Annotated in this window: 23 protein-coding genes and 1 rRNA gene; 2 read left to right on the top strand and 22 right to left on the bottom strand. The window is 69.0% G+C overall.

What is annotated here, in order from left to right; all coding sequences use genetic code 11:
* Positions 1-116 precede the first annotated feature (116 nt).
* Complete coding sequence (locus ACI3KS_RS17790; RefSeq protein ID WP_404919870.1) at positions 117-746, top strand: DUF222 domain-containing protein; 630 nt, start codon at positions 117-119, stop codon at positions 744-746.
* Positions 747-1,080: 334 nt separating this feature from the next.
* Here the strand turns inward: ACI3KS_RS17790 and ACI3KS_RS17785 are convergent, their stop codons facing one another.
* The 21 genes from ACI3KS_RS17785 to ACI3KS_RS17685 form a co-directional block, all read right to left on the bottom strand.
* Entirely contained in the window at positions 1,081-2,055 is a 975-nt protein-coding gene (locus tag ACI3KS_RS17785) for an NUDIX domain-containing protein (protein ID WP_404919869.1), read from the bottom strand.
* Between the two features lie 175 nt (positions 2,056-2,230).
* The gene (der, locus tag ACI3KS_RS17780) at positions 2,231-3,703 is read right to left on the bottom strand and encodes a ribosome biogenesis GTPase Der (protein WP_404919872.1); all 1,473 of its coding nucleotides are present in this window, start codon (positions 3,701-3,703) and stop codon (positions 2,231-2,233) included.
* A gap of 40 nt (positions 3,704-3,743) precedes the next feature.
* Positions 3,744-4,418, bottom strand: a complete 675-nt coding sequence (gene cmk / locus ACI3KS_RS17775) for a (d)CMP kinase (RefSeq protein WP_404919868.1) — start codon at positions 4,416-4,418, stop codon at positions 3,744-3,746.
* A complete protein-coding gene (locus ACI3KS_RS17770; protein ID WP_404919867.1) occupies positions 4,411-5,550 on the bottom strand; it encodes a prephenate dehydrogenase in 1,140 nt (379 codons plus the stop codon). The genes cmk and ACI3KS_RS17770 overlap by 8 nt, the downstream gene beginning before the upstream one ends.
* Positions 5,547-6,335: a pseudouridine synthase gene (locus tag ACI3KS_RS17765; RefSeq protein ID WP_404919866.1), complete on the bottom strand. Its 789-nt coding sequence runs from the start codon at positions 6,333-6,335 to the stop codon at positions 5,547-5,549. Before ACI3KS_RS17765 ends, ACI3KS_RS17770 begins: the two co-directional genes overlap by 4 nt.
* A gap of 49 nt (positions 6,336-6,384) precedes the next feature.
* The gene (gene scpB, locus ACI3KS_RS17760; protein ID WP_404919865.1) at positions 6,385-6,999 is read right to left on the bottom strand and encodes an SMC-Scp complex subunit ScpB; all 615 of its coding nucleotides are present in this window, start codon (positions 6,997-6,999) and stop codon (positions 6,385-6,387) included.
* Positions 6,989-7,819 (bottom strand): segregation and condensation protein A, encoded by an 831-nt coding sequence (locus ACI3KS_RS17755; RefSeq protein WP_404919864.1) that lies wholly within the window; start codon positions 7,817-7,819, stop codon positions 6,989-6,991. The genes scpB and ACI3KS_RS17755 overlap by 11 nt, the downstream gene beginning before the upstream one ends.
* A complete protein-coding gene (locus ACI3KS_RS17750) occupies positions 7,803-8,693 on the bottom strand; it encodes a ParA family protein (protein ID WP_404919863.1) in 891 nt (296 codons plus the stop codon). Before ACI3KS_RS17750 ends, ACI3KS_RS17755 begins: the two co-directional genes overlap by 17 nt.
* 128 nt (positions 8,694-8,821) lie before the next feature.
* On the bottom strand, positions 8,822-10,051 hold the full coding sequence (locus ACI3KS_RS17745; protein ID WP_404919862.1) for an ABC transporter permease: 1,230 nt from the start codon (positions 10,049-10,051) through the stop codon (positions 8,822-8,824).
* Between the two features lie 44 nt (positions 10,052-10,095).
* Entirely contained in the window at positions 10,096-10,788 is a 693-nt protein-coding gene (locus tag ACI3KS_RS17740) for an ABC transporter ATP-binding protein (protein ID WP_404919871.1), read from the bottom strand.
* Between the two features lie 32 nt (positions 10,789-10,820).
* Positions 10,821-12,419 (bottom strand): hypothetical protein, encoded by a 1,599-nt coding sequence (locus tag ACI3KS_RS17735; protein WP_404919861.1) that lies wholly within the window; start codon positions 12,417-12,419, stop codon positions 10,821-10,823.
* A gap of 2 nt (positions 12,420-12,421) precedes the next feature.
* Positions 12,422-13,435, bottom strand: a complete 1,014-nt coding sequence (locus ACI3KS_RS17730) for a hypothetical protein (RefSeq protein ID WP_404919860.1) — start codon at positions 13,433-13,435, stop codon at positions 12,422-12,424.
* Positions 13,436-13,548: 113 nt separating this feature from the next.
* Positions 13,549-14,451: a site-specific tyrosine recombinase XerD gene (gene xerD / locus ACI3KS_RS17725; RefSeq protein ID WP_404919859.1), complete on the bottom strand. Its 903-nt coding sequence runs from the start codon at positions 14,449-14,451 to the stop codon at positions 13,549-13,551.
* Positions 14,452-14,453: 2 nt separating this feature from the next.
* Positions 14,454-15,032, bottom strand: a complete 579-nt coding sequence (locus ACI3KS_RS17720) for an NUDIX domain-containing protein (RefSeq protein WP_404919858.1) — start codon at positions 15,030-15,032, stop codon at positions 14,454-14,456.
* Positions 15,025-16,740 carry a CTP synthase gene (locus ACI3KS_RS17715; protein ID WP_404919857.1) on the bottom strand — a complete coding sequence of 572 codons (1,716 nt, stop codon included), beginning with the start codon at positions 16,738-16,740 and terminating at the stop codon, positions 15,025-15,027. Before ACI3KS_RS17715 ends, ACI3KS_RS17720 begins: the two co-directional genes overlap by 8 nt.
* Positions 16,741-16,757: 17 nt before the next feature.
* Positions 16,758-18,449 (bottom strand): DNA repair protein RecN, encoded by a 1,692-nt coding sequence (gene recN, locus ACI3KS_RS17710; protein ID WP_404919856.1) that lies wholly within the window; start codon positions 18,447-18,449, stop codon positions 16,758-16,760.
* Complete coding sequence (locus ACI3KS_RS17705) at positions 18,446-19,369, bottom strand: NAD kinase (RefSeq protein WP_404919855.1); 924 nt, start codon at positions 19,367-19,369, stop codon at positions 18,446-18,448. The genes recN and ACI3KS_RS17705 overlap by 4 nt, the downstream gene beginning before the upstream one ends.
* Positions 19,366-20,163 carry a TlyA family RNA methyltransferase gene (locus ACI3KS_RS17700; protein WP_404919854.1) on the bottom strand — a complete coding sequence of 266 codons (798 nt, stop codon included), beginning with the start codon at positions 20,161-20,163 and terminating at the stop codon, positions 19,366-19,368. The genes ACI3KS_RS17705 and ACI3KS_RS17700 overlap by 4 nt, the downstream gene beginning before the upstream one ends.
* Positions 20,160-20,327, bottom strand: a complete 168-nt coding sequence (locus ACI3KS_RS17695) for a hypothetical protein (protein ID WP_404919853.1) — start codon at positions 20,325-20,327, stop codon at positions 20,160-20,162. Before ACI3KS_RS17695 ends, ACI3KS_RS17700 begins: the two co-directional genes overlap by 4 nt.
* A 44-nt stretch (positions 20,328-20,371) precedes the next feature.
* Positions 20,372-21,409 (bottom strand): HAD-IIA family hydrolase, encoded by a 1,038-nt coding sequence (locus tag ACI3KS_RS17690; RefSeq protein ID WP_404919852.1) that lies wholly within the window; start codon positions 21,407-21,409, stop codon positions 20,372-20,374.
* Positions 21,409-22,236, bottom strand: a complete 828-nt coding sequence (locus ACI3KS_RS17685; RefSeq protein WP_404919851.1) for a hypothetical protein — start codon at positions 22,234-22,236, stop codon at positions 21,409-21,411. The genes ACI3KS_RS17690 and ACI3KS_RS17685 overlap by 1 nt, the downstream gene beginning before the upstream one ends.
* Before the next feature lie 114 nt (positions 22,237-22,350).
* On the opposite strand from ACI3KS_RS17685, the gene ACI3KS_RS17680 reads away from it, so the two are divergent.
* Positions 22,351-23,367, top strand: coding sequence for a hypothetical protein (locus ACI3KS_RS17680; protein ID WP_404919850.1), 1,017 nt, complete (start codon positions 22,351-22,353; stop codon positions 23,365-23,367).
* 62 nt (positions 23,368-23,429) lie between these two features.
* On the opposite strand, the gene rrf is transcribed toward ACI3KS_RS17680, so the two are convergent.
* Positions 23,430-23,546, bottom strand: a 5S ribosomal RNA gene (rrf, locus tag ACI3KS_RS17675).
* Positions 23,547-23,548 lie beyond the last annotated feature (2 nt).

Genomic DNA, 23,548 nt, shown 5'->3' with positions numbered 1-23,548 from the left:
CGATCAGACGCTGCGCGCCCTCCGCCTGAGACTTCCGCCGCGCCTCACGCGCCGCCTTGTCGATAGCCACCAGTGTGCTTCCTTTCATAAGGAGACCCACCCCTTACACACACCATTTGACACGCTCCGACCCCGACGACGACATCGAACACGTGCCTGCGGATACCCGCAGCCTGGATGAGGTGCGGGCGGACGTGCTCACCGACCTGCTCCTCACAGGGGTCCCCAGTACGGCGGTCGGGGACGCGGCCGGTGCGGTCCAGGCGCGCATCCAGGTCACGGTCGCGGCGACCACGCTCGCCGGGAAGGATGACCGGCCGGCACTGTTGGACGGGTACGGGGACCTCGATCCCGACGCCGCCCGGGACCTCGCCGGCGCGCACTCCGGGTGGACGCGCCTGTTCCTCGACTCCACCGGCCTGGTCACCCACACCGACACGTACACCCCGACGGCGGCGATGCGCCGGTACCTGCGGGCGAGGGATCAGCATTGTCGATTCCCGGGATGCCAGACCCCCGTGCACCGGTGCGACATCGACCACAACCACGACCACGCCCTGGGCGGGGCGACAGCGATCGACAACCTCGCGCACTTCTGCCGGTCGCATCACACGCTCAAGCATCCCGACATCCCGGACCGGTACCGGTGGACCGCACAGCAGCGCCCGGACGGGACCATCACCTGGCACAGCCCCCTGGGCCACGACTACGTCGACCGTGTCCCCCGACGCGTCATGTTCACCTGACACACCCACCACTCAGTACGGGCGCCCGCACGTGAGAGCCTGCTCCATGCGCGCGGAGCGAGCGTCGGCGCTTGACAACCCGTAACGCGTGGCCCCGAGCGAGCGCCCGCGCTTCACAGCCCGTAAGGTGCGCCCAGTGCGAGCGCTCATGGCCTGTCGCTCCGAGCGCGTGCGTTCCTCGCGTCACGCCGCGAGTGAGCATGCCGCACGCAGAGGGCATGCGTAGGCATCCCAGCCCCGTGCCGAGGAGCCACCGTGAAACCCGACGACCAGCCGGAAGTCGGGCATTCGCCTCGTGACGGACCTCGTCAGGGCGACTCCGCCGCCGAGCGTGTCAGGCGTCCGTCCCCACGTCCAGAATCCCGAGCAGCCATCCCGCAGAGCGCACCGTCTCTGCCCCGGCATCCGTCGCTCGGCCCTGCAGCGCTCGATCACTGGTGACTGCTGTCACGGCGTTCTTCAGCTCGACCAGCCGTACGACCTCGGCAACGATCGCGTCATCGCCGGCGGCCTCGGCCGCCACGACCGATACGGCCGTCACCTCACGCTCGCCCAAACCGCCACGCACGCCACCGCCGGTCGCACCGTCGGACGCATCACGACCGGCTGCAGCGGTCGCCTTCGCCTGCCCCTCCACGACCAACGAGACCCTCGGGAACCACGTCGTACCGCCGAGGGAGAGTTCTGCAGCGGGAACCGCCAGCCCACGCAGGCGATCTCGCAAGCGCTCCGCGGCACCCGCACGGTCCTTCCACCAGCCGTCCGGCACCGATCCGACGACGTTCGCGGCGTCGACGACCACGACAGGCCGCACATCGAGTAGCCCGCGCAGCACCGGCCACGCATCCGCGAACCCCGGGTGCAACGGACGCGCGTCCACCTCGTCGACGGGCACCCACTCCAGCGCGACGCTCTCGGGGTCGCTGATCACCGGCTCGAAGGGAACGACGACATCCGCGACGACGGTGGTGTACGACCAGATCGACAGGTCCAGCACGCTCATGAATCGCGGGCGGACAGCGCCGTCGGGAACTCCGGCCTCTTCCTGCGCCTCGCGTACGGCACCGACCAGAGCGCTCTCGCCCTCGTGCATGGCCCCGCCGGGCAGCCCCCACGTGCCACCGAAATGACTCCACGAGACCCGATGCTGCAGCAAGACGCCCCGCGCCGGATCGTAAGCGAGAAGACCGGCGGCGCCGAAGCGCCCCCAGTACTTCTCTCCCGTCTCGGCGATCACCCAGGCATCGCCCGGATCGCGCGGTCCGTCAGGACGACGCGGTTCACCGGTGGCGGGAGGTACGACTGTCACCCCTCCACCCTGTCACAGCATCCGCGGCTGAGCGTCGCTTCAGGTCACAAGGCGGAACAGGGCGCACGACGGAAAACGCTCACAGACGGAACAGGCTCACAGACGGAACCCGGCCGAAGAACAGCGAGAACGCCGAAGGGCGCTGCCAGTATCGGCAGCGCCCTTCGAGAACGACTCAGCGCTGGCGCTTCTCGCGCACGCGCATGTTGATGACGATCGGAGTTCCCTCGAACTCGTACAGCTCGCGCAGGCGACGCTGGATGAACCGGCGGTAGCCCGGGTCGAGGAATCCGGTCGTGAACAGCACGAACGTCGGCGGACGCGTCGATGCCTGGGTGCCGAACAGGATGCGCGGCTGCTTGCCACCACGCAGCGGGTGCGGATGCTCGGCGACGAGCTCGGCGAGGAAGGCGTTGAACTTGCCGGTCGGGATGCGACGATCCCAGTTCTCCAGCGCCGTCTCGAGCGCCGGCACCAGCTTGTCGAGGTGACGACCCGTCTTGGCCGAGATGTTGACACGCGGTGCCCAGGCGACGTGCGCAAGGTCCTGCTCGATCTCGCGCTCGAGATAGCGGCGACGCTCCTGGTTCTCGAGGTCCTCATCGTTCAGGCGGTCCCACTTGTTGAACGCGAGCACGAGAGCCCGGCCCGACTCCAGGACGAGGTCGATGATCCGCACGTCTTGCTCGCTGATCGTCTCCGACACGTCGAGGACGACCACCGCCACCTCCGCCTTCTCGAGAGCGGCGGAGGTGCGCAGCGAGGCGTAAAAGTCGGCGCCCTGCGCCATGTGCACCCGGCGACGGATGCCGGCGGTGTCGACGAAACGCCACAGCTTGTCACCCAGCTCGACGATCTCATCGACCGGATCGCGCGTGGTGCCGGCGAGGTCGTTCACGACCACGCGCTCCTCGCCCGCCGCCTTGTTCAGCAGCGAGGACTTTCCGACGTTCGGGCGTCCGAGGATCGCGACGCGACGCGGTCCTCCGATCTCCTGCTTCGCCACGGCCGAGACCTCGGGGAGCTTCTTCAGGACCTCGTCGAGAAGGTCGGCGACGCCACGTCCGTGGATGGCCGACACCGGATGCGGCTCACCGAGGCCGAGGTTCCACAGCGCTGCGGCCTCCGGCTCCTGGCGGGCGTCGTCGACCTTGTTCGCGACGAGGAACACCGGCTTGCCGCTCTTGCGCAGCAGCTTCACGACGTGCTCATCGGTCGAGGTCGCTCCCACCATGGCGTCGACCACGAACAGCACGACATCGGAGAGGTCGATCGCGACCTCCGCCTGAGCGGCGACCGAGCGGTCGATGCCGCGGGCGTCGGGCTCCCATCCGCCGGTGTCGACGAGCGTGAAACGACGGTCGTTCCACTCCGCCTTGTAGGTCACACGGTCACGGGTGACACCGGGGGTGTCCTCGACGACGGCCTCGCGGCGACCGAGAATGCGGTTCACGAGCGCCGACTTCCCGACGTTCGGACGACCGACGATCGCCACGACGGGCAGTGCCGGCAGGAACTCGATGCCGTCCTCGCCCAGCGAGACGCCGGCGAGGAGCGCGGCATCCTCGTCGTCCAGCTCGTAGTCAGCGAGTCCCGCCTGCAGCGTCTGGGCGCGCTGTTCGGCGAGGACCTCGTCGAGCGCCTCCATCTTCGCGGCGAGCTGGTCGGGGCCGCCTTCGTATTCGTCGTCAGCCACGGTGTGCTCCTCGGAGTCGTTCGATCACCGCGAGTACGGCATCGATGGTCTGGGGGAAATCCAGGTCGGTCGAATCGACCACCTCGACGCCGTCGGCGGCGTTGAGGAAGTCGACGACGGCGCTGTCAGAGGCATCGCGCTTGTGCAGCGCGGCGGCGACGGCCTCGGCGTTCTCGCCGGCCAGCTCGCCGGCGCGGCGCGCAGCCCGCACCTCGGGCGCCGCGGTCAGCAGGATCCGCACGGGCGCGTCGGGGGCGACGACGGTCGTGATGTCGCGCCCCTCGACGACCACCGCGTCGAACGGGGCCTCGGCGACGAGCGAACGGAACAGCTCGTTCACCTGGGCGCGCACCTCGGGCACGCGCGCCACGCCGCTCACTGCGCCAGACACGCGCGGCTCGCGGATCGCCTCGGTGACATCGGTCTCGCCGACCTGCACGGTGCGGTCGTCGGGGTCGAGTCCTAGGCGCACCGGGAAGTCGGATGCTGCGGCGCGCACGGCCTCTGCATCATCCGTGTCGGCACCGCGGTCGAGCACGTGCCACGCGAGGGCGCGATATGCCGAACCGGTGTCGAGATAGCCGAAGCCCTGAGAGCGGGCGACCGCCTTGGAGACGCTGGACTTGCCGGAACCGGCCGGGCCGTCGATCGCGATGAAGTCAGTCATTCGTGTTCCCTGCAATCCGCCAGCCGCGCTCGGTGAGACCGGACACGGCCCCGAGCAGAGCGGCAGGCTCCACACTGATCTCGGCCAGGCCGAACTGCGCACCGGGCGAGTGCTCGAGTCGAAGATCCTCGACGTTCACACCCAGCTCGCCGAGCTCGCCGAACAGGCGTCCGAGCTGGCCCGGGGTGTCGTCGATCATGACGACGAGCGATTCGAACCGCCGGTTCTGACCGTGCTTGCCGGGAAGGCGCTCCACGCCGTCGTTGCCGTGACGGATCGTCTCGGCGACGGTGCGGCGGGCGCCCGGCGCCTCAGGTGCGCGCAGCGCGTCCGAGACCTCACGCAGATCGGCTGCGAGCGCATCGAGCACTTCGACGACGGGCGCGGCGTTCGCGCCGAGGATCTGCACCCACAGCTCGGGAGCGGATGCCGCGATGCGAGTCGTGTCGCGCACGCCCTGCCCCGCGAGACGGAGCGCGCCCTCGTCGGCATCCGCAAACCGGCCGGCCAGCAGACTCGCGACGACCTGCGGCACGTGCGAGGTGAGCGCCACCGAACGGTCGTGCTCCTCCGGGCTCATCTCCAGCGGCATCGCGCCCACGTCGAGCGCGAGAGCTTCAACCAGTGCGAGGTCGGCGGCCGTCGTCTCCGCGTCTCGGCAGACCACCCACGGGCGTCCGATGAAGAGATCCGCGCGGGCGGAGATCGCTCCCCCACGCTCGCGTCCGGCGAGCGGGTGCGAGCCGATGTAGCGCGTGAGGTCCGCGCCGCGCGCGCGAAGCGCGCGGAACGGCTCGAGCTTGACGCTCGCGACGTCCGTCACGACGGCGTCGGGGTACGCGGCGAGTTCCGCTTCGATGACGTCGGCCGTGACGTCCGGCGGCACCGCGACGACCACCAGGAGAGGCGCGTCGCCCGGCTCCGGTGCGCGGCCGGCACCGTAGTCGATCGCCAGGCGCTGCTGCGCCGGCGAAGTATCGGAGAGCACGACGTCGACACCTTTGGCCCGCAGCGCGTGACCGATGCTCGCGCCGAGAAGGCCGGTTCCGACGATGCGGACGGTGCCCTGCAGGCGCGGGGCGACGGATGCCGTCGGCCGCTGCACCGTGGGCGCACTCGTCGTGTCGGTCACTGCTTCTCCTGCTGCTCGCCCGGCGCCGGGTCGGCATCGGAATCACGGCGCGACAGAGTGAGGAGCGCGCCCAACTCGATTTTAGTCAGTTCTCGCGTCCGACCGGCCGGAAGGGTTCCCAGGTGGAGCGGCCCGAACTGTCTGCGGACGAGCTCGGTGACCGGGTGGCCGACCGCGGCCATCATGCGGCGGACGATACGGTTGCGCCCCGAGTGCAGCGTCAACTCCACCAGGCTCGACCCCCGCGATGTGTCGAGAAGTCGGGCTTTGTCCGCCGCGATCGGACCGTCCTCGAGCTCGATGCCCTTCGTCAGCGTCGAGATGGTCTGCGGCGTCACCGCCCCCTCGACCTTCGCGATGTAGACCTTCGTCACACCGAACGACGGATGCGCGAGCACATGCGCGAGGGCGCCGTCGTTCGTGAGGATCAGCAGCCCGCTGGTCTCGGCATCCAGTCGGCCGACGTTGTACAGACGCTCCTCGTACTCCTTGGTGAATCGGCGCAGGTCGGGCCGTCCGCTCTCGTCGCGCATGCTGCTGACGACGCCGGTCGGCTTGTTCAGCATGACGTAGCGCTTCGACACGTCGAGCTGCACCGCCGTGCCGTCGACATCGACGAGATCGGCCTCCGGGTCGATACGCCGACCGAGCTCGGTGACGACCTCACCATTGACGCGGATGCGTCCCTCGACGATGTAGTTCTCCACGACGCGGCGCGATGCCACTCCCGCGGCGGCGAGCACCTTCTGCAGGCGGACGCCCTCGGGGCTGCTGTTCTCGGTCATCTGACCACTCCTTCGGTGAAAATCACGCGGATGACGGTGCCCGATCGCGTCATCGGATGGCGCCCTCGTCGAAGCCGTCGGCCCCGTCGTCGAGCAGCGGTGAGATCGGGGGCAGCTCGTCGAGCGAGTTGATGCCCAGATGCTGCAGCAGAGCATCCGTCGTCCCGTAGTTCAGCGCTCCGGTCTCGGCGTCAGCGAACAGCTCGGTGATGAGGCCGCGGGCGAGCAGTGTGCGCACCACCGAGTCGACGTTGACCGCGCGGATCGCGGCGACCTGGCTGCGGGTGACCGGCTGCTTGTACGCGATCACGGCGAGCGTCTCCAGAGCCGCCTGTGACAGCCGTGCCGGAGCCTGCCCGCCGATGAACTCGGCCACGACATCATCGAGCGCGTCCCGGACGTACAGTCGCCAGCCGCCGCCGACCTCGCGCACCTCGAAGCCGCGGCGGGGTCCGTCGCCGAGCCCGTCGTAATCGACGACGAGGGCGTCGATCGCCTCACGCACGGCGGCCACGGGCGAACCGACCGCCGCGGCGAGGGCGATGAGTCCGATCGGCTCGTCGATGACCATCAGGATCGCCTCGATCCTCTCGGTGAGCGTCGTCTCCTCGAGGCCGTCGGTCGCCGCGGAAGGATCAGCAGGCACGGTGAGGTCATCGGTCATAGTCTGCTCCCAGTGTCGCGAGGGATTCATCCGACCAGTGGTCGGCCGACCACCGCAGCGTCAGTTCGCCGAGGGGTTCGAGCTGTTCGAAGGAGAGCGCCGCATGCCGGTAGAGCTCGAGCACCGAGATGAACCGGGCCACCACGATGCCGGGTTCGCTGATACCGGATACCAGTTCTCGGAAGGTCAACGACTCCGCCCCGCGCAGAAGGGTCACGACGATCGCCGCCTGCTCCCGGATGCTGACGAGCGGAGCGTGCAGATGGTCGAGCCCGACATGCGGGATCTCCTTCGGCGCGAACGCGAGCACGGCCAGCGCACCGAAGTCCTCTGCGGACAGCGTCCACACCAGCTCGGGCGTCTTCCGACGATGCTTCTCCTCGAGGCGCACCTCACGGGTGTGGCGTCGGCTCTCACGCTGCAGACACCGCGAGAACCAGGCCGAGACCTCTTTGAAGGCCCGGTATTGCAGAAGCCGGGCGAAGAGCAGATCGCGTGCCTCGAGCAGCGCCACCGACTCAGCGTCCACGAGCTCACCCTGCGGCAGGAGCCCCGCCACCTTCATGTCGAGCAGGGTCGCGGCGACGACGAGGAATTCGGACGCCTGATCGAGCTCCGCCGCGTCATCGAGGTCTTTGAGATAGGCGATGAAGTCGTTCGTCACCGCGCTGAGCGACACCTCGGTGATGTCCATCTCGTGCTTCGAGATGAGGCTCAGCAGCAGGTCGAACGGTCCGTCGAAGTTCGACAGCGAGACGCGGAAGCCCTCACCCGACTCGGGCGTGGAGAGATCGGTCCGCTCGTCAGGCGACAGCGCCACGGGCGACCAGCTCCCGCGCCAGCCGCAGGTACGCCTGCGCGGCGGCGTGCTCTGGCGCGAACTCCGTGATCGGCACTCCCGAGACCGAGGCGTCGGGGAACTTCACCGTGCGTCCGATCACGGTCTCCAGCACGTCGTCGCCGAAGGCCTCGACGACGCGCTCCAGCACCTCGCGCGAGTGGAGGGTGCGCGGGTCGTACATCGTGGCCAGCAACCCGTCCATGGTGATCGACGGGTTCAGGCGGTCGCGCACCTTGTCGATGGTCTCGATGAGCAGAGCCACGCCACGAAGAGCGAAGAACTCGCATTCGAGCGGGATGATCACGCCGTGCGCGGCGGTGAGCGCGTTCACGGTGAGCAGTCCGAGCGAGGGCTGACAGTCGATGAGGATCACGTCGTACTCGCCGGCGACCTGGCGGAGCACGCGTGCGAGGATCGTCTCCCGTGCGACTTCGTTCACGAGGTGCACCTCGGCCGCGGAGAGGTCGATGTTGGCGGGGAGCACGTCGAGTCCGTCGACGTGGGTGTGCACGATCGCCTCGTGCGCATCGCGCTTCGTGTCCAGCAACAGGTCGTAGACCGTGGCGACGTCGTGCGTCTGGATGCCGAGACCGGCCGACAGCGCACCCTGGGGATCGAAGTCCACCGCGAGGACCTTGCGGCCGTATTCCGCGAGAGCTGCGGCGAGGTTGATGGAGGTCGTCGTCTTGCCGACGCCACCCTTCTGGTTGCACAGGGCGATGATGCGGGCGGGACCGTGCGAGGCCAGCGGAGCGGGAATCGCAAAGCCCTGATAGGGACGGCCGGTGGGTCCGATGGGTGTGTCGTCGGCCTTCTTCGCCTTCGCCCTGGACGTTACCGCTTTCTCAGCCACCGATTCTCCTGCTCCTTCGTGCTTGCTCGATTGTAGTCGCAGGCACGCCGGCGGCAGGCTCGGCGCGCGGCGCCCTGGCGTGTTGGACACGCGTCAGGACGCCGCGCAGAGGCGGCGGTGCGGACCGATCAGGCGCCGCGCAGCGCGGCGACGGGTTCGATGCGTGCGGCGCGACGTGCCGGATACCATCCGGAACCCCACCCGACGAGGGCGCCGAGCAGCGCTCCGGCCACGGCGACGAGCGGATCGGCGACGGGCGCCCACCCCTGCACGACCGCGACGACGAGCACACCGACCACTCCGAGCGCCGAACCGATCAGACCGCCGATGAATCCGATCACGATCGATTCGACCATGAACTGCGCGCCGATCTGCCGCCGGGTCGCGCCGAGCGCCCGACGAAGCCCGATCTCGCCGATGCGCTCCATCACGCCGAGGAGCGTCACGTTCGCGATGCCGAGACCGCCGGCGAGCAGAGCGATCACGCCGAGGATGAGGAAGACGATGTTCACGTCGGACTGCACGCTCTGGCTGAGGTCGGACGATCCCGACGGCGCCTGCGCTTTGAGCGTGTCCGGGGCGTCGGGCTGCAACGCCAGCACCGACTGTTCCGCCACCTGGGGCCCCGCTCCGACGGCGATCCGGATGTCCAGTTCACTGGGGGCAGCGAGCCCGAAGTCGGCGCGTGCGGATCCGGTTGGGATCATCACGGCGTCCAACAGCTCACTGCGGCGCTCGAACCCGTCCGCGATGCCGATCACAGCGTAGGCCACGCCTCCGATGAAGATCGAAGGCTGCGAGTCCACCCGGTTGATGCCGATCTTCTCCGCGAGACGGGAGCCGATCACCGCGACGCGGTCGCCGCGCTGGTCATGCCCGGCATCGAAGTAGCGCCCGGTCTGGAGAGACGCTCCGACAGTCCCGAGGAGGTCGGCCGACGAGGAGTACAGACGCGGCGACGCCGCCGGGGCCGCCGACGGATCGTTCACGGGAACCGCGGTGATCGTCTCGCCCTCCGCGAGCTCGACCTCGCCGACGAGGCTCGCGCTCTCGACGCCCGCGAGCAGGAGGACGCGCTGCGGGGAGTCCCACGGCAGTCGCCCCGCAGCTACGGATGTGCCGTTCGATCCCGCTTGCGCCGTCGCCGGCGTCACGATCACCTGGGTGGATGCTGCGCCGTTGAACTGGCTGGCGATCTGAGCGGATGCCGTCTGGGCGAAGCCGATCGTGGCGACCAGCGACGCGATGCCGAGCACGGTGCCCAAGATGGTCATGACGAGACGCGCTGGACGTGAACCGATGTCGGCGGTCGCCTCTGCGAGCAGGTCCTGGAATGTGAAGCGGTCTGCATGCTTCACATCGGGCTTCTCGCGGCCGCTCGCCCTCCTCCGCAACCTCGCGATCACAGTTCGCTCAGCCTGCCGTCGGAGATGCGGATGCTGCGCCTCGCGCGCCGCGCGACGTTGTCGTCGTGCGTGATCACGATCAGCGTGAGTCCGTCGTCGTTCAGTTCCTCGAACAGCGACATCACCTCACCCGAGGTGCGCTGGTCGAGGTTTCCCGTCGGCTCGTCGGCGAGGAGCAGTTTCGGCCCGCTGACGACGGCGCGGGCGACCGCCACGCGCTGACGCTCTCCGCCCGAGAGCGACTGCGGGAAGAAGTCCACACGATGGGACAGCCCCACCCGTCGCAGCGCCTCGCGAGCACGGGGTTCGCGCTCGCGACGAGGGACTCCGCTGTACAGCATCGGCATGAGCACGTTGTCGAGCACGGTGCGCCGCGGCATCAGATGAAAGGACTGGAACACGAAGCCGATGAACTTCGCGCGGACGGACGCCCGCTCGTCGTCGGTGAGGTCGCCCGTGAGAGCGCCGTCGAGCCGGTACTCCCCGACGCTCGGGCGATCGAGCAGCCCGAGGATGTTGAGCATGGTCGACTTGCCCGAACCGCTCGGGCCGACGATCGAGATGTAGTCCCCCGGGCGTACCTCCAGCGTGGCGCCTTTCAACGCCTGCACCTCGGGAGGACCGGGGAACGACCGTGTCACGTCGCGCAGCGATACGACCGAGGCGGTCTCCGCGTGTGGCTCCGCCACTGTCGCGGTGGCGGCCTCGGTGATCGCCTCGCTCACTGCCCGACCACCACGAGGTCGCCCTCGTCGAGCTCACCGTCGATCGGGGTGATCTCCACCGCACCCTTGGCGGCGAGTCCCGTCTCGACCACGACGGTGCGAGTCTCGGCATCCTTCCCGTCGCGGGGGTCGGACTCGACGACCTCCACCCGCGACTCACCGCCGGGCCCCGCGGTCAGCGCGGCCAACGGCACGGAGAGCACATCGCCGTCGGTCGCCCCCACCGCGATCTGCACGCGAACGTTGCTGCCCTGCAGCTGGGTGATCTGCTCGGGGGTGAGCGGGTCCGGCTCGAAGAGCACCTCCCATCGCGCCTTGCTGTCCGTTCCGGGCGTGAGCGTGGTGATGACCGCTCGCTGCTGCGTTCCGTCCGGAAGCTCGAACACGCCTTCGCCGCCGACCTGCAGCAGCCGAGCGTCGGCCTCGGCCGCAGAACCGGTCAGCCGCACCGATGCGCCGGACACGGTCATCACCGCTCCCTGGATCGTCGACCCGCGCTTCACCGTCACCGCGTCGACCCGGCGGGGCAGTTCGGTGAGGAACAACACCTCCCCCGCGGGGAGGTAGGGCAGCACGGCTTCACGCGCGCGCGCCAGCGACTCGTTCGCCGCGTCGACCTGCTCGCGTGCCGCGTCCAGCGCTGCCTTCTCCGCTCCGGTGTTCTTGGCCGCCCACAGCTGGTCGCGCTCGAGCTTCGCGGTCTTCAGATCCCACTCGGCCTGCTGCACCGAGACGCCTTCGACCCCGGCCTTCGCATCGTTCAGTGCCTGCTCGGCCTGCGCGACCTTGACGTCGGCCTGCCAGCTCTCGAGCGACGTCGGTCCGGCGCCCGCTGCGGTGAGCGCCTGCTGCGCCTGGGCGACACCGCTCTGCGCGGCGCTGACGCTCTCCTCGGCGCTGCGGACGGCATCGTCCGATCCCTCCTCAGGCGCGGGAGCGGGATACCCGGCCTGGGCGTACAGCTGGCCGACCGCGTTGGCGGTCGCCTGGTCGAACAGGTTCGATGCGGCGTCGCCCGGGTCGATCCCGACGCTCACGAGCGCCTGCTTGAGCTGGAGGACGTCCGGTCCGGAGACTCCGAGCCGGAGCGTGCGATACGCCGGGAGCTCACCGGGGAGGACGATCACGGGGCGACCGACGACCTCGAGTGCGATCGACAGCGGATTCAGCGTTGCCCCGACCTCGGGAACCGCCCCGGTGACGACACCGCCCCCGGTGGTGTCGAGCGTCACCTCCACGGCATCCGCGTAGCCGACGTCGGCACGCAGCGTGACGTCGTTGCTCAGCGGTCCGAACTCGACGGGCACGGTCACCAACCCGGGGTCCGGCGCCTCGGCGGCCTCGGCCTGAGGGATCAGGAAACGACCGGCGAGCAGACCGGCGATCAGACTGATCACGGCGCAGAGCGCGACGATCCACAGCGTGCGGTTCCCGCGCAGGATGCGGCGCCAGCCGCTCACGCGGGAGAGGTCTTCCTTCTCAGGCGCGTCACCGTCGGCGCCATCCGCATCTTCGAGCAGGGTGTCGAATGCGGCCGTCGGGGCGTCGGCATCCTCGTTCCGAATCGTCTCCGCCCCGGCCTCGTTCTCGCCCACGCTCACTTCTTCTGCTCGGCGGCAGCCTTGAAGGCCTCGAGGGCAGCCTTGTTGTCGGCGATGAACTGTTCCTCGCGGGCGAACTGGATCTTCAGCGACTCCTGCGTGTACGAGGTCTTCTCGCGGCATGAGAGATCGACCAGCGCCAGCGCGATCTCCTTCTCGCCGAGTGCCTTCATCTCGGGACTCGTCGCGGGGTCGACGACCGTCTCAGGATCGATCTCCACGCTGCCGTCGCCGTAGGCCGCGTTGTAGATCTCGTTCTGCTCGTCCGAGATGCTCTGGGCAGGCTCGGACTGCACGGTGTAGCCGGGCTGTCCGCCCTCGTCCATGCACGCGGCCCACTCTGCATTGAGTTCCTTGTACTCCGGAGCCTCCTGGCCGGACATCCAGAAATCGTCCATCTTGGCCCGGAGATCGGCGAATTCATCGGACTGCCACGGGTCGTCGCCCTGCAGCTCGTGCTGGGCCCAGCCCTGGCAGCCGGCATCCTCCCAGCTGTACTCGTAGCTGCCGTCCTCGTTGAGCTCCTCCTCCGTGGGACTCGGCCCGTAGGCGGTCTCCCAGTATGCGATCTGCTCCGACTCGCTCAACGATTCGACGTAGTCCTGGTTCGGATCGACGTACTCCTCGCCCTGATCGGTCGGCATCTGCTCGTTGTACGGGCTGTTCACCATGCCGTAGCCGTATTTCTCGACCCACTCCTTGTCGTCGGGCTTCCACGGCGTCTCTTCCTCGTCGGAGACGATGAACTGCCCGCTCTGCACGTTCGGCTGGTACTCGAACCCCTCGTCCGCCATGCACTGCGCCATCAGGTCCTCCTGCTTGCGCTGCTGCTCGTCGAACTGCTTCTGCTGCTCCTCCGGGGACAGGTCGCCGCCGTAAGCGGAGGACAGGTACTTGTTCAGAGGAGAGTCGTCATAGGTGAGTTCACCGTTTCCCGAGGAGGAGCATCCGGCGAGAGTGACCGCCAGGGTGATCGCGGCAGCCGCCGCGAGAGGACCGGTGGAACGCATGTCGTGACTCCTTCATCGGTTCCTGCCCCACGGCAGGAAGGTGCATACCGAGAAAGCATAAACGAGCGGCTCCGACCAGCGCGTCCGCCTTTTGGGGGACATTCTGCGCCGGGTCATACCGCCCGAGGATGAGATGTCGAGTAGATGTCACGAAGGGCGTCGACGGAGACGTGCGTGTAGATCTGGGTCGTGGCGACCGACGAATGCCCCAGCAGTTCCTGCACGACACGGACATCCGCGCCGCCCTGGAGGAGGTGGGTCGCGAAAGAGTGCCGGAGTGTGTGCGGCGACACCTCGGCGGTGATCTGCGCCCGCTCCGCCGCGGCCCTGATGACGAGCCACGCGCTCTGTCGCGAGAGGGGAGCACCTCTCGCCCCGAGGAACAGCCGGGACGACGCACGTCCCTTCGCGGCGAGACCCGGCCGTACGCGCGTCAGGTAGGCGTCGACGGCCGATCGGGCATACGAGCCGATCGGGACGATCCGTTCCTTCGACCCCTTCCCCCGCAGACGGAGCACGTCACCGTGCGCGAGGTCGTCGACGTCAAGCCCGACGGCCTCTGACACGCGGGCGCCGGTGGCGTAGAGCAGCTCGAGCAGCGCGCGATCGCGGATGCCGACGGGCTCCTCCGCCGAGGGCGCGGCGAGCAGGCGCTCCACCTGATCGATGGTCAGCGCCTTGGGGAGGCGCTGCGGGGCCTTCGGCGGTCGCAGCCGTCCGCTGGGATCGTCCTGCTCCACGCCTTCACGTGCGAGGAAGCGATGCCACCCGCGCACCGACGACTGCAACCGGGCGAGGCTCGTGGCCGCGGGCCGAGGATCTGCCGAGGAGCGCTCGGCGATGAACCGACCGACCAGAGCCGGCGTCACTTCGCCGGTGTCCGTGATCCCCGCCTCAGCGAGCCAGGCCGTATAGCCGCCGAGGTCTCGACGGTAGGCGGCGATCGTGTGATCGCTGAGCCCGCGTTCGATCGTCACGTGACGCAGGTACGCGTCGAGCGCGCGCTCGAGCTCCACGGTCAGCCCCGGGCGCGGAGCCTCAACGTCGCCGCCATGACGCCGATGCCGAGGATGCCGTTGCGCATCCGTCCCTCGAGCACCGCGGCGACGGCGTCGTCGAGGGGCACCCACTCGATGCGGATGTCCGCTTCCTCGCCTTCGCGATCGTGTGCGGTCGGTGCAGCCGACAGACCCGTCGCCAGGAAGATGTGGATGATCTCGTCGTTGCCGCCGGGTGTGGTCCAGCTCGAGACGAGGGGCTCCCACGAGTCCGCCACGAGATCCGCCTCTTCCGCGAGCTCACGGCGGGCCGCCTCGAGCGGCTCCTCCCCCGCGATGTCGAGCAGGCCTGCGGGCAGCTCCCAATCGCGATGACGGATCGGATGCCGGTACTGCTGGATCAGCAGCACCCGCTCCTCGTCGTCGAGGGCGAGGATCGCCACCGCGCCCGTGTGGGCGACGTACTGGCGGCGGATCTCTCCGTCGCCGTAGCGGACGCGATCATCGCGGACGTCCCACACCGCTCCCTCGAACGCGAGGTCGCTGTGCACGACCTCGGGTTCGAAGGGCTCGTCGCGGAGTGCGGCGGACTCAGGCATCGGCAGCATCCACGTCGAACAGCTCGCTGGCGCGGTGACGCTCGATGGCGGCGCCCACGAGACCGCGGAACAGCGGGTGCGGGTCGGTCGGACGCGAGCGCAGCTCGGGGTGCGCCTGAGTCGCGATGTAGTACGGGTGCACGTCGCGCGGCAGCTCGACGTACTCGACGAGGTCGAGCTCCGGGTTGAGGCCGGAGAAGACCAGGCCGGCATCCGCGAGGCGCGAACGGTACGCGTTGTTGACCTCGTAACGGTGGCGGTGGCGCTCGGAGGCGACCGGCGCTCCGTACACCTCGCGGGCGAGCGAGCCCTCTGCGAGAGCGGCCTGGTACAGGCCGAGGCGCATCGTGCCGCCGAGGTCGCCGCCGTCGAGGATCTCCACCTGCTCCGCCATCGTCGCGATGACCGGCTCGCTGGTCTCGGGGTCGAACTCGCTCGACGAGGCGCCGGCGATGCCGGCGACGTCGCGGGCGTACTCGATGACCATGCACTGCAGTCCGAGGCAGAGACCCAGGGTCGGGATGCCCTGCTCGCGCGCGAACTTCAGCGCGCCGAGTTTGCCCTCGATGCCGCGGATGCCGAAGCCGCCGGGCACGCAGATGCCGTCGAGCGAACCGAGGTTCTCGGTGGCGCCCTCGAGGGTCTCGCACAGGTCGGACGGGATCCAGCGGATGTTGACCTTGGTCTCGTGGGCGAAGCCACCGGCCTTGATCGCCTCGGTGACCGAGAGGTAGGCGTCCGGCAGGTCGATGTACTTCCCGACCAGACCGATCGTGACCTCGTGCTTGGGGTTGTGCACGGCGTCGAGAACCTTCTGCCAGCGCGACCAGTCGACGTCGGTCACCTTGTCGGTGAGGCCGAGCCGACGGGCGATGTAGGAATCGAGGCCCTGTGCGTTCAGCGTCGAGGGGATGTCGTAGATGCTCGGCAGGTCGACCGTGTTGATGACGCCCTCGGCGTCGACGTCGCACATCAGCGCGATCTTGTTGCGGTTGCTCTCGCTCACAGGGCGGTCGCTGCGCAGCACGAGCGCGTCGGGCTGGATGCCGACCTGGCGGAGAGCCGCGACCGAATGCTGGGTCGGCTTGGTCTTCTGCTCACCGGAGGCGCCCATGAACGGCACCAGCGAGACGTGCACGAAGAAGACGTTATCGCGGCCGAGCTCGTGCCGCAGCTGACGGGCGGCTTCGAGGAACGGCTGCGACTCGATGTCACCGACCGTACCGCCGACCTCGGTGATGATCACGTCGGGACGCGGGTCCTCCGTCGCCTGCAGGCGCATGCGGCGCTTGATCTCGTCGGTGATGTGCGGGATGACCTGCACGGTGTCGCCGAGGTACTCGCCGCGACGCTCGCGTGCGATGACCTGCGAGTAGATCTGCCCGGTGGTGACGTTGGCGGCCTGCGACAGGTTGATGTCGAGGAAGCGCTCGTAGTGGCCGATGTCGAGGTCGGTCTCGGCGCCGTCGTCGGTGACGAAGACCTCGCCGTGCTGGAACGGGTTCATCGTTCCGGGATCGACGTTGAGGTACGGGTCGAGCTTCTGCATCACGACACGCAGACCGCGTGCGGTGAGGAGGTTGCCGAGGCTGGCGGCGGTGAGCCCCTTACCCAGAGAAGAGACGACACCACCTGTCACGAAGATGTGCTTCGTGGTGAATGAGCGCTGCTCGGTGTCGTTCTTGGGTCCCGCAGAAGAAGAGTTCATCACGGGCTTTTATCCTATCAGTCGGTGGAGGCGCCGAGGCTGAGAAGTTCTCGGGCATGGGTGAGAGCGGCGTCGGAATCGGTGAGCCCGGAGAGCAGTCGCGCCATCTCCGCCTCGCGTTCCTCCCCCTCCAGACGTCGCACGCTGGAGGCGGTGACGGCGCCGTCGTTCGCTTTCACGACCGTGAGATGGTTGCCGGCGAAGGCGGCGACCTGGGCGAGATGCGTGACGGCGATCACCTGCGACTTCTCGGCGAGCCGGGCGAGTCGGCGCCCCACCTCGATCGCCGCCGCACCGCCGATGCCGGCATCCACCTCGTCGAACACGAAGGTCGGCACGGGGTCGGTGGCGGCGATGACGACCTCGATCGCCAGCATGACCCGCGAGAGCTCGCCGCCGGACGCGCCTTTGGCGACCGAGCGCGGCTCGGCGCCGGGGTGCGGTGCGAGCAGGATCGCGATGTCGTCGCGACCGTGTGTGCTCTCGGATCCGGAGGTCACGGTGACCTCGAGCCGGGCATCCGGCATGGCCAGCGCCGTGAGCTCCTTCGTCACCGCGGCACCGAGTCGCTTCGCCGCCGCGGTGCGGGCGGCGGTGAGAGCAGCGGCCCTGTCATCGAGGACCTTGCGTGCGGCGTCGCGCTCGGCCTCGAGGCGTTCGATCCTGTCACCGTCGTCGTCGAGCTCCGCGAGACGCGCGGAGCCCGTGCGCCAGAGCTCGAGAGCTGCATCGAGCGATCCGTGCGCGCGCACGAGCGCACCGAGCGCCGCACGTCGCTCCTCCACGGCTGCCAGTTCGTGCGGCCCCGACTCGTCGAGGTCGGCGAGGTACGCCGACAGCTGTACGGCGATGTCGGACACCCGATAGCCGATGTCGGTGAGGCTCTGCGCGAGATCGGCGAGCGTCGGATCGGTGACCCGTTCGAGCACGCGACGCGCTTCGCCGAGCAGTCCCGCGACGTCGGTGTCGCCCTCTTCGTTCGAGAGCGCACTGTGAGCAACGGATACCGCGAGTCGCAGCGCCTCGGCGTTGGCGAGGCGCTCTGCCCTCGCGGTGAGCTCGTCATCCTCCCCCGCCTCGGGTGCCGTGGCCTCGATGAGAGCGAGCGCGTCTCGGAGCCGAGCCGCTTCCTCGGCACGTCGGTCGCGGTTCTCCGTGATGTCGACGATCTCGGCATCCAGTTCGCGCCAGCGCGTGTACGCGGTCTCATAGGCCCTCAGCGCGGTGGCGATGGGTGCTCCACCGAACCGATCGAGAGCGTCACGCTGCGCCGCACTGGACTTGAGCCGCAGCTGCTCGGATTGCCCGTGCACCACGACGAGCTCTTCAGCAAGGGCCGACAAGACGCCCGCGGGCGCAGCGCGTCCTCCCACGCTCGCACGACTGCGCCCTTCGGCGCTGAGGGTGCGGGAGACATACAGCTCGGCCGATCCCGCGCCGGCGGGCTCCAGCTCGCCGCCCGCGTCGGCGACGATGTCGGCGACCTCGCCCTTCTCGGGCACGATCCAGACGCCGGCCACCGACGCCTGTCCCGAGCCCGAACGCACGGCGCCCGAATCGGCGCGCTGCCCGAGCAGAAGCCCGAGGCCGGTGACGACCATCGTCTTGCCCGCGCCGGTCTCACCGGTGATCGCAGTGAATCCGGGGCCCAGTGGCAATACAGCATCGGCGATCACGCCGAGCCCCTGCATCCTCATCTCTTCGATCATGCCTGCGATCCTCCTGCCGTCTGGCCGCGCCAGCCCTCGACGGGCAACCGGAACTTGCGCACCAGCCTGTTCGTGAAGGCGGTCGGGTGCAGTCGCGCGAGACGCACCGGACGCGATGATCGGCGTACGACGACGCGGGCGCCGGGCGGCAGGTCGTGCGAGCGCCGGCCGTCGCACCAGAGGATGCCGGCGCCGGACGTGCCCTCGAGCATCTCGATCGCGACAGCCGCGTCGGGGCTGACGACCAGTGGCTTCGCGAACAGGGCGTGCGCGGAGAGCGGAACGACAGCGATCGCCTCGACGCTCGGCCAGATGACCGGTCCCCCGGCGGAGAAGTTGTATGCCGTGGAGCCGGTCGGCGTGGACACGACCATGCCGTCGCAGCCGAAGCTCGACAGCGGACGTCCGTCGATCTCGAGGACGACCTCGATCATGCGCTCCCGGCTGGCCTTCTCCACCGTAGCCTCGTTGAGCGCCCAGGTCTCGTAGATGACCTCACCCGCTGCGTCCTTGACGCGCACCGACAGGGCGAGGCGCTCCTCGACCTCGTAGTCGCGGTCGATGACCCGGCGCACCGCCGCGTCCATGTGGTCGCGGTCGATCTCGGCGAGGAAGCCGACGTGGCCCATGTTGATACCGAGCACCGGCGCCTCCGAACCCCGCACGAGCTCGGCGGCGCGCAGGATCGTCCCGTCTCCCCCGAGGACGATCGCGAGCTCGAGGTCGGCCTGGTCGACCGTGTCGCCGAGGACATCGATGCCGGCGAACAGCGGATCCACGGCGGCGAGCTCCTCGCGGTCGTCGGCGGCGAGCACGGGTCGTGCACCGGCGCCGCGGAGTTCGTCGATCACCCTGTGCGCCGCATCGACCGTGTCCTCACGGCCAGCGTGTGCGACGACCAGGATGTTGCGCTCGTTCATCTGCTCCCTGCCAGTGCGTTGATGCGGTCTGACCATTCTGACGGATCCGTGCCCCGCCCCGGCGCGAGATGGACGAGGTACTCCGCGTTGCCGTGAGTTCCGAGGATCGGCGAGGCCGTGATGCCCCGCATGCCGAGCCCGGAGTCCCAGGCGCTCCAGACCGTGCGAGCGACGGCATCCGCGCGCGTGGCGGGATCAGTGACCAGGCCGCCGCGGACGGCTGTGCGCCCGACTTCGAACTGGGGCTTGATCAGAAGAACAACGTCCGCGCCGGGGGCGGCGACCAGGGCGACGGCCGGCAGCACGAGTTCGAGGGAGATGAAGGAGAGATCGCCGACGATCAGCTCGGGTGCGTCCGGCTCCCCCGTCGCCTCGGCGAGGTTCGTCGGCGTCATGTGACGGACGTTGTAGCCCTCGACCGGCACGACACCCGGATCTGCGGCGACGGATGCCGAGAGCTGATCGTGTCCGACGTCCACGGCCAGCACGCGGCGCGCTCCGCGTTCTCGGAGCACCTGCGTGAAGCCGCCCGTCGAAGCGCCCATGTCGAGGGCGAGCCGCCCGGTGACGGGAACGTCGAAGACGTCAAGCGCGGAGATCAGCTTGTGCGCCGCCCTGCTCACATAGTGGTCGGTGGCCGCGACGGCGATCTCGGTCGTGTCGGTGACAGCGGTCGACGGCTTCACGACCGGACGTCCGTCGACACTCACCAATCCGTCGGCGATGAGGGTCGAGGCGTGGGTTCGCGAACGAGCGAGACCGCGGGCGGCGAGTTCGGCGTCGAGACGCGTCATCGGGCGGCAGACGAGTCGTGGCGCACGCCGTTCTCGAGGCGGCGTGCGAGGTCGTCGTGCAGTGCCGAGTACGCCTCGGCACGGTCGGCGAGCGGCTGCCCCTCGATGAGGCGCAGGCGGCTCCAGAGGCCGTCGGTCGGCGCAGTCGTCGTCTCTTCTCTCACAGTCCTACTGTACGCGGGGCGTCCGACGCGCCGACCTCGCCACGTCAGGGACGGTGGAATGGATCGTCGTAGAGCCGCTCAGGCACGCGAAGCACGAAGACGGGTGTGCCGGACGCCCAGATCGCGGCGGCTCCGGCGCGGAGCAGATCGATCTGCGCATCACCCTCGGCGATGATCTCGACCTCGCCGCCGGTGACACGAACGCCCGCACCGTTGACCCAGTGAGCGCCGTCCTTCTCGGTGGCGACCGGGTAGGGCTCGTGCAGCTCGCGCAGGTCGCTGAGGATGTACGTCGGTCGTGAATCCTCGGCGGCGGCGAGCACGTGCTTGGGCCGATCGATCCCGGTGAGGACGAGCGCGGAGTCGATCCCCGCGCGCACCGCTCCGAGGATGTCCGTGTCGAGCCGGTCGCCGATGAAGAGGGCCTTCTTCGCGTCGAACCGAGTCTTGGCCTCTTCGAAGATCGGAACCTCGGGCTTGCCGGCGACCGTGGCGAGGCGTCCGATGGCGGTGTGCACGGCGGAGACCAGGGTTCCGTTCCCGGGCGCGACACCGCGCTCGCGCGGGATCGTCCAGTCGGTGTTGGTGGCGATCCAGGGGATGCCGCCCTCGTCCTCGGGGACCTTGAGCGCGAAAGCCGCCTCGGCGAGATCCGTCCAGGCGACCTCGGGCGCGAAGCCCTGCACGACGGCTGCCGGCGAGTCCTCCGCGCTGCGGGTCACGGTGTATCCGGCCTTCTGCACCTCGTCGACCAGCCCGTCGCCGCCGACGACCATGATGGTCGCCGGAGCGGGGACGAGATCGGCGAGCAGCCGCATCGCCGCCTGCGGACTGGTGACGACGTCCGAAGGGGCCACGGTGAGACCGAGGCTCGTGAGATGCTCGGCGACCGACGCGTCGGTGCGAGAGGCGTTATTGGTGATGTACCCGAGCCGGGCACTGGTGGCCGCCCGGTTCAGGCTCTCGATCGCGTACGGCAGCGCGCCGGGGCCCGCATAGACGACGCCGTCGAGGTCAGCGAGGACCGTATCGATGCCGTCCAACGGGGTCCGCGGTGTCTGCTTCTTCGAGAAGATGCCCATCAGTCGCGGTCCTCGTCGCCGCTCTGCTCGTCGGATGCGGCGGCGTCGCTGTGCTCGTCCTCGTCCTCGCCGAGCAGTTCGCGGACTTCGTCCTCCACGGTGGGCTCGGGCTCGATGTCCGTCGACTCGGCATCGTCGGAGTCCGCGGACTCCTCGCCGGCTCCGTCCTCATCTTCGACCTCCTCGTCCTCGGACGTGGGTGCCGTCTCCTCCGCACCCTGCGCAGGCTCGACCTCATCGAGAACATCGTCATCGAGGAACTCGTCCTCGATGAGTCCGTCCTCGACGATGATCTCCTCGTCGCCGGCCTCGTCGACACCGAGGGCCTCGGCAGCGACGTCGGCACGGCGCGCCCAGAAGGCTGCTTCCTCGTCACGTCCGAGGTCCTCGAGAACCGCGGCCCGAGCCGCGAACAGCGCAGGACTCCACTCGAACGCGCGGTCCGGGTCGAGCTCGGGGATCTCGAGTTCACCGAGTGCGAGTTCGAGGTCGCCCTGGTCGAGGCGGGCGCCGGACATCGCGATGGCCAGTGCGACACGGACCGGAGTGTCGAGGGTCGAGCGATCGACTGAACGACCGGTCTCGAGTGCACGGTCGGGTCGACCGATGCCGCGCTCACTGTCGACCATGAGTGCGATCTGATCGTCGTTGCCGGAGATGCGCCGGTACGTGCGCAGCTCGCGGAGAGCAAGTGCGAAGTCGCCCGTCGCGTACGCGGTGATGCCGAGGGTCTCGCGGACGATCGCGATGCGACCGGCGCTGCGGGATGCCGCGAGGGCATGCTCGTGCGCGAGTTCCGGGTCTTCGTCGATGAGACGTGACGCCATGGCCAGGTGACGCGCGACCCGCTCGGCGTTCTCCTTGCTGAGGGTCTTCAGCTCGTTACGAGCAGACCCGTGGAGGTCGCGTGCGGTGACGTCCTCGGGGATGACGGGATCGTTGTGACGAGGCCGATCGCCGCGGTCGATGACAGAGCGTTCGCGCTCCGCTCCCCCACGCTGCGGGAACGACCGGGCGGGCCGGTCATCATCCCGGCGGGGACGATTGTCGCGGTTGTAGCCGCCCTCACGACGAGGAGCACCACCGTCACGGGAGTACCCGCCTTCTCGGCGCTGACCGCCGTCACGGCTGTAACCGCCCTCGCGACGAGGCGCACCGCCATCACGGGAGAACCCGCCCTCACGACGAGGCGCACCGCCCTCGCGGCGCGGAGCACCGCCGTCACGGGAGTACCCGCCCTCACGACGAGGAGCACCACCATCACGGGAGAACCCGCCCTCGCGGCGCTGGCCGCCGTCACGGTTGTAACCACCCTCACGATGAGGGGCAACACCATCACGGCTGTAACCACCCTCACGACGCTGACCGCTGTCACGGGAATAACCGCCCTCGCGGCGCGGAGCACCACCATCACGGCTGTAACCACCCTCACGACGAGGGGCACCACCATCACGGCTGTAACCGCCTTCGCGGCGCTGACCGCCGTCACGGGAATAGCCGCCCTCGCGGCGCGGAGCACCACCGTCACGGGAGTACCCGCCCTCGCGGCGCTGGCCGCCGTCACGGTTGTAACCACCCTCGCGGCGCGGAGCACCACCGTCACGGGAGTACCCGCCCTCGCGGCGCTGGCCGCCGTCACGGTTGTAACCACCCTCACGACGAGGGGCACCACCATCACGGTTGTAACCACCTTCGCGGCGCTGACCGCCGTCACGGGAATAGCCGCCCTCGCGGCGCTGACCTCCATCGCGGGAATAGCCGCCCTCGCGGCGCGGAGCACCGCCGTCACGGTTGTAACCACCCTCACGACGCTGACCGCCGTCACGGCTATAACCACCCTCACGACGCGAGGCACCACCATCATGGGAAGAGCCTGCGGAATCGCGGCGCGGTCCTCTGTTGTCGTCGTTGCGACGCGGACGGCGCTCTTCCTCTTCCGGCATGATGCTCCTCTGTGAAATATATGGGCGTAAATGCAAAATGGCCACCCATCGATGGGTGGCCATTTTGACTAAAAGGAGTCCGGCGGTGTCCTACTCTCCCACAGGGTCCCCCCTGCAGTACCATCGGCGCTGTGAGGCTTAGCTTCCGGGTTCGGAATGTAACCGGGCGTTTCCCTCACGCTATGGCCGCCGAAAC

This window comes from Microbacterium sp. ZW T5_45, from assembly GCF_044987415.1.
In the GTDB taxonomy this organism is placed as follows: domain Bacteria; phylum Actinomycetota; class Actinomycetes; order Actinomycetales; family Microbacteriaceae; genus Microbacterium.
Note: the sequence above shows the minus strand (reverse complement) of the source record. Positions and strands in the feature narration are given on the sequence as shown.

What these genes read in the sequence shown, in the direction of transcription:
- der (WP_404919872.1), bottom strand. Translation starts at nt 3,703, where the DNA reads ATGGAGGCGCTCGACGAGGTCCTCGCCGAACAGCGCGCCCAGACGCTG.
- cmk (WP_404919868.1), bottom strand. Translation starts at nt 4,418, where the DNA reads ATGACTGACTTCATCGCGATCGACGGCCCGGCCGGTTCCGGCAAGTCC.
- ACI3KS_RS17765 (WP_404919866.1), bottom strand. Translation starts at nt 6,335, where the DNA reads ATGACCGAGAACAGCAGCCCCGAGGGCGTCCGCCTGCAGAAGGTGCTC.
- scpB (WP_404919865.1), bottom strand. Translation starts at nt 6,999, where the DNA reads ATGACCGATGACCTCACCGTGCCTGCTGATCCTTCCGCGGCGACCGAC.
- ACI3KS_RS17730 (WP_404919860.1), bottom strand. Translation starts at nt 13,435, where the DNA reads ATGCGTTCCACCGGTCCTCTCGCGGCGGCTGCCGCGATCACCCTGGCG.
- ACI3KS_RS17720 (WP_404919858.1), bottom strand. Translation starts at nt 15,032, where the DNA reads ATGCCTGAGTCCGCCGCACTCCGCGACGAGCCCTTCGAACCCGAGGTC.
- ACI3KS_RS17715 (WP_404919857.1), bottom strand. Translation starts at nt 16,740, where the DNA reads ATGAACTCTTCTTCTGCGGGACCCAAGAACGACACCGAGCAGCGCTCA.
- recN (WP_404919856.1), bottom strand. Translation starts at nt 18,449, where the DNA reads ATGATCGAAGAGATGAGGATGCAGGGGCTCGGCGTGATCGCCGATGCT.
- ACI3KS_RS17705 (WP_404919855.1), bottom strand. Translation starts at nt 19,369, where the DNA reads ATGAACGAGCGCAACATCCTGGTCGTCGCACACGCTGGCCGTGAGGAC.
- ACI3KS_RS17700 (WP_404919854.1), bottom strand. Translation starts at nt 20,163, where the DNA reads ATGACGCGTCTCGACGCCGAACTCGCCGCCCGCGGTCTCGCTCGTTCG.
- ACI3KS_RS17690 (WP_404919852.1), bottom strand. Translation starts at nt 21,409, where the DNA reads ATGGGCATCTTCTCGAAGAAGCAGACACCGCGGACCCCGTTGGACGGC.
- ACI3KS_RS17685 (WP_404919851.1), bottom strand. Translation starts at nt 22,236, where the DNA reads ATGGCGTCACGTCTCATCGACGAAGACCCGGAACTCGCGCACGAGCAT.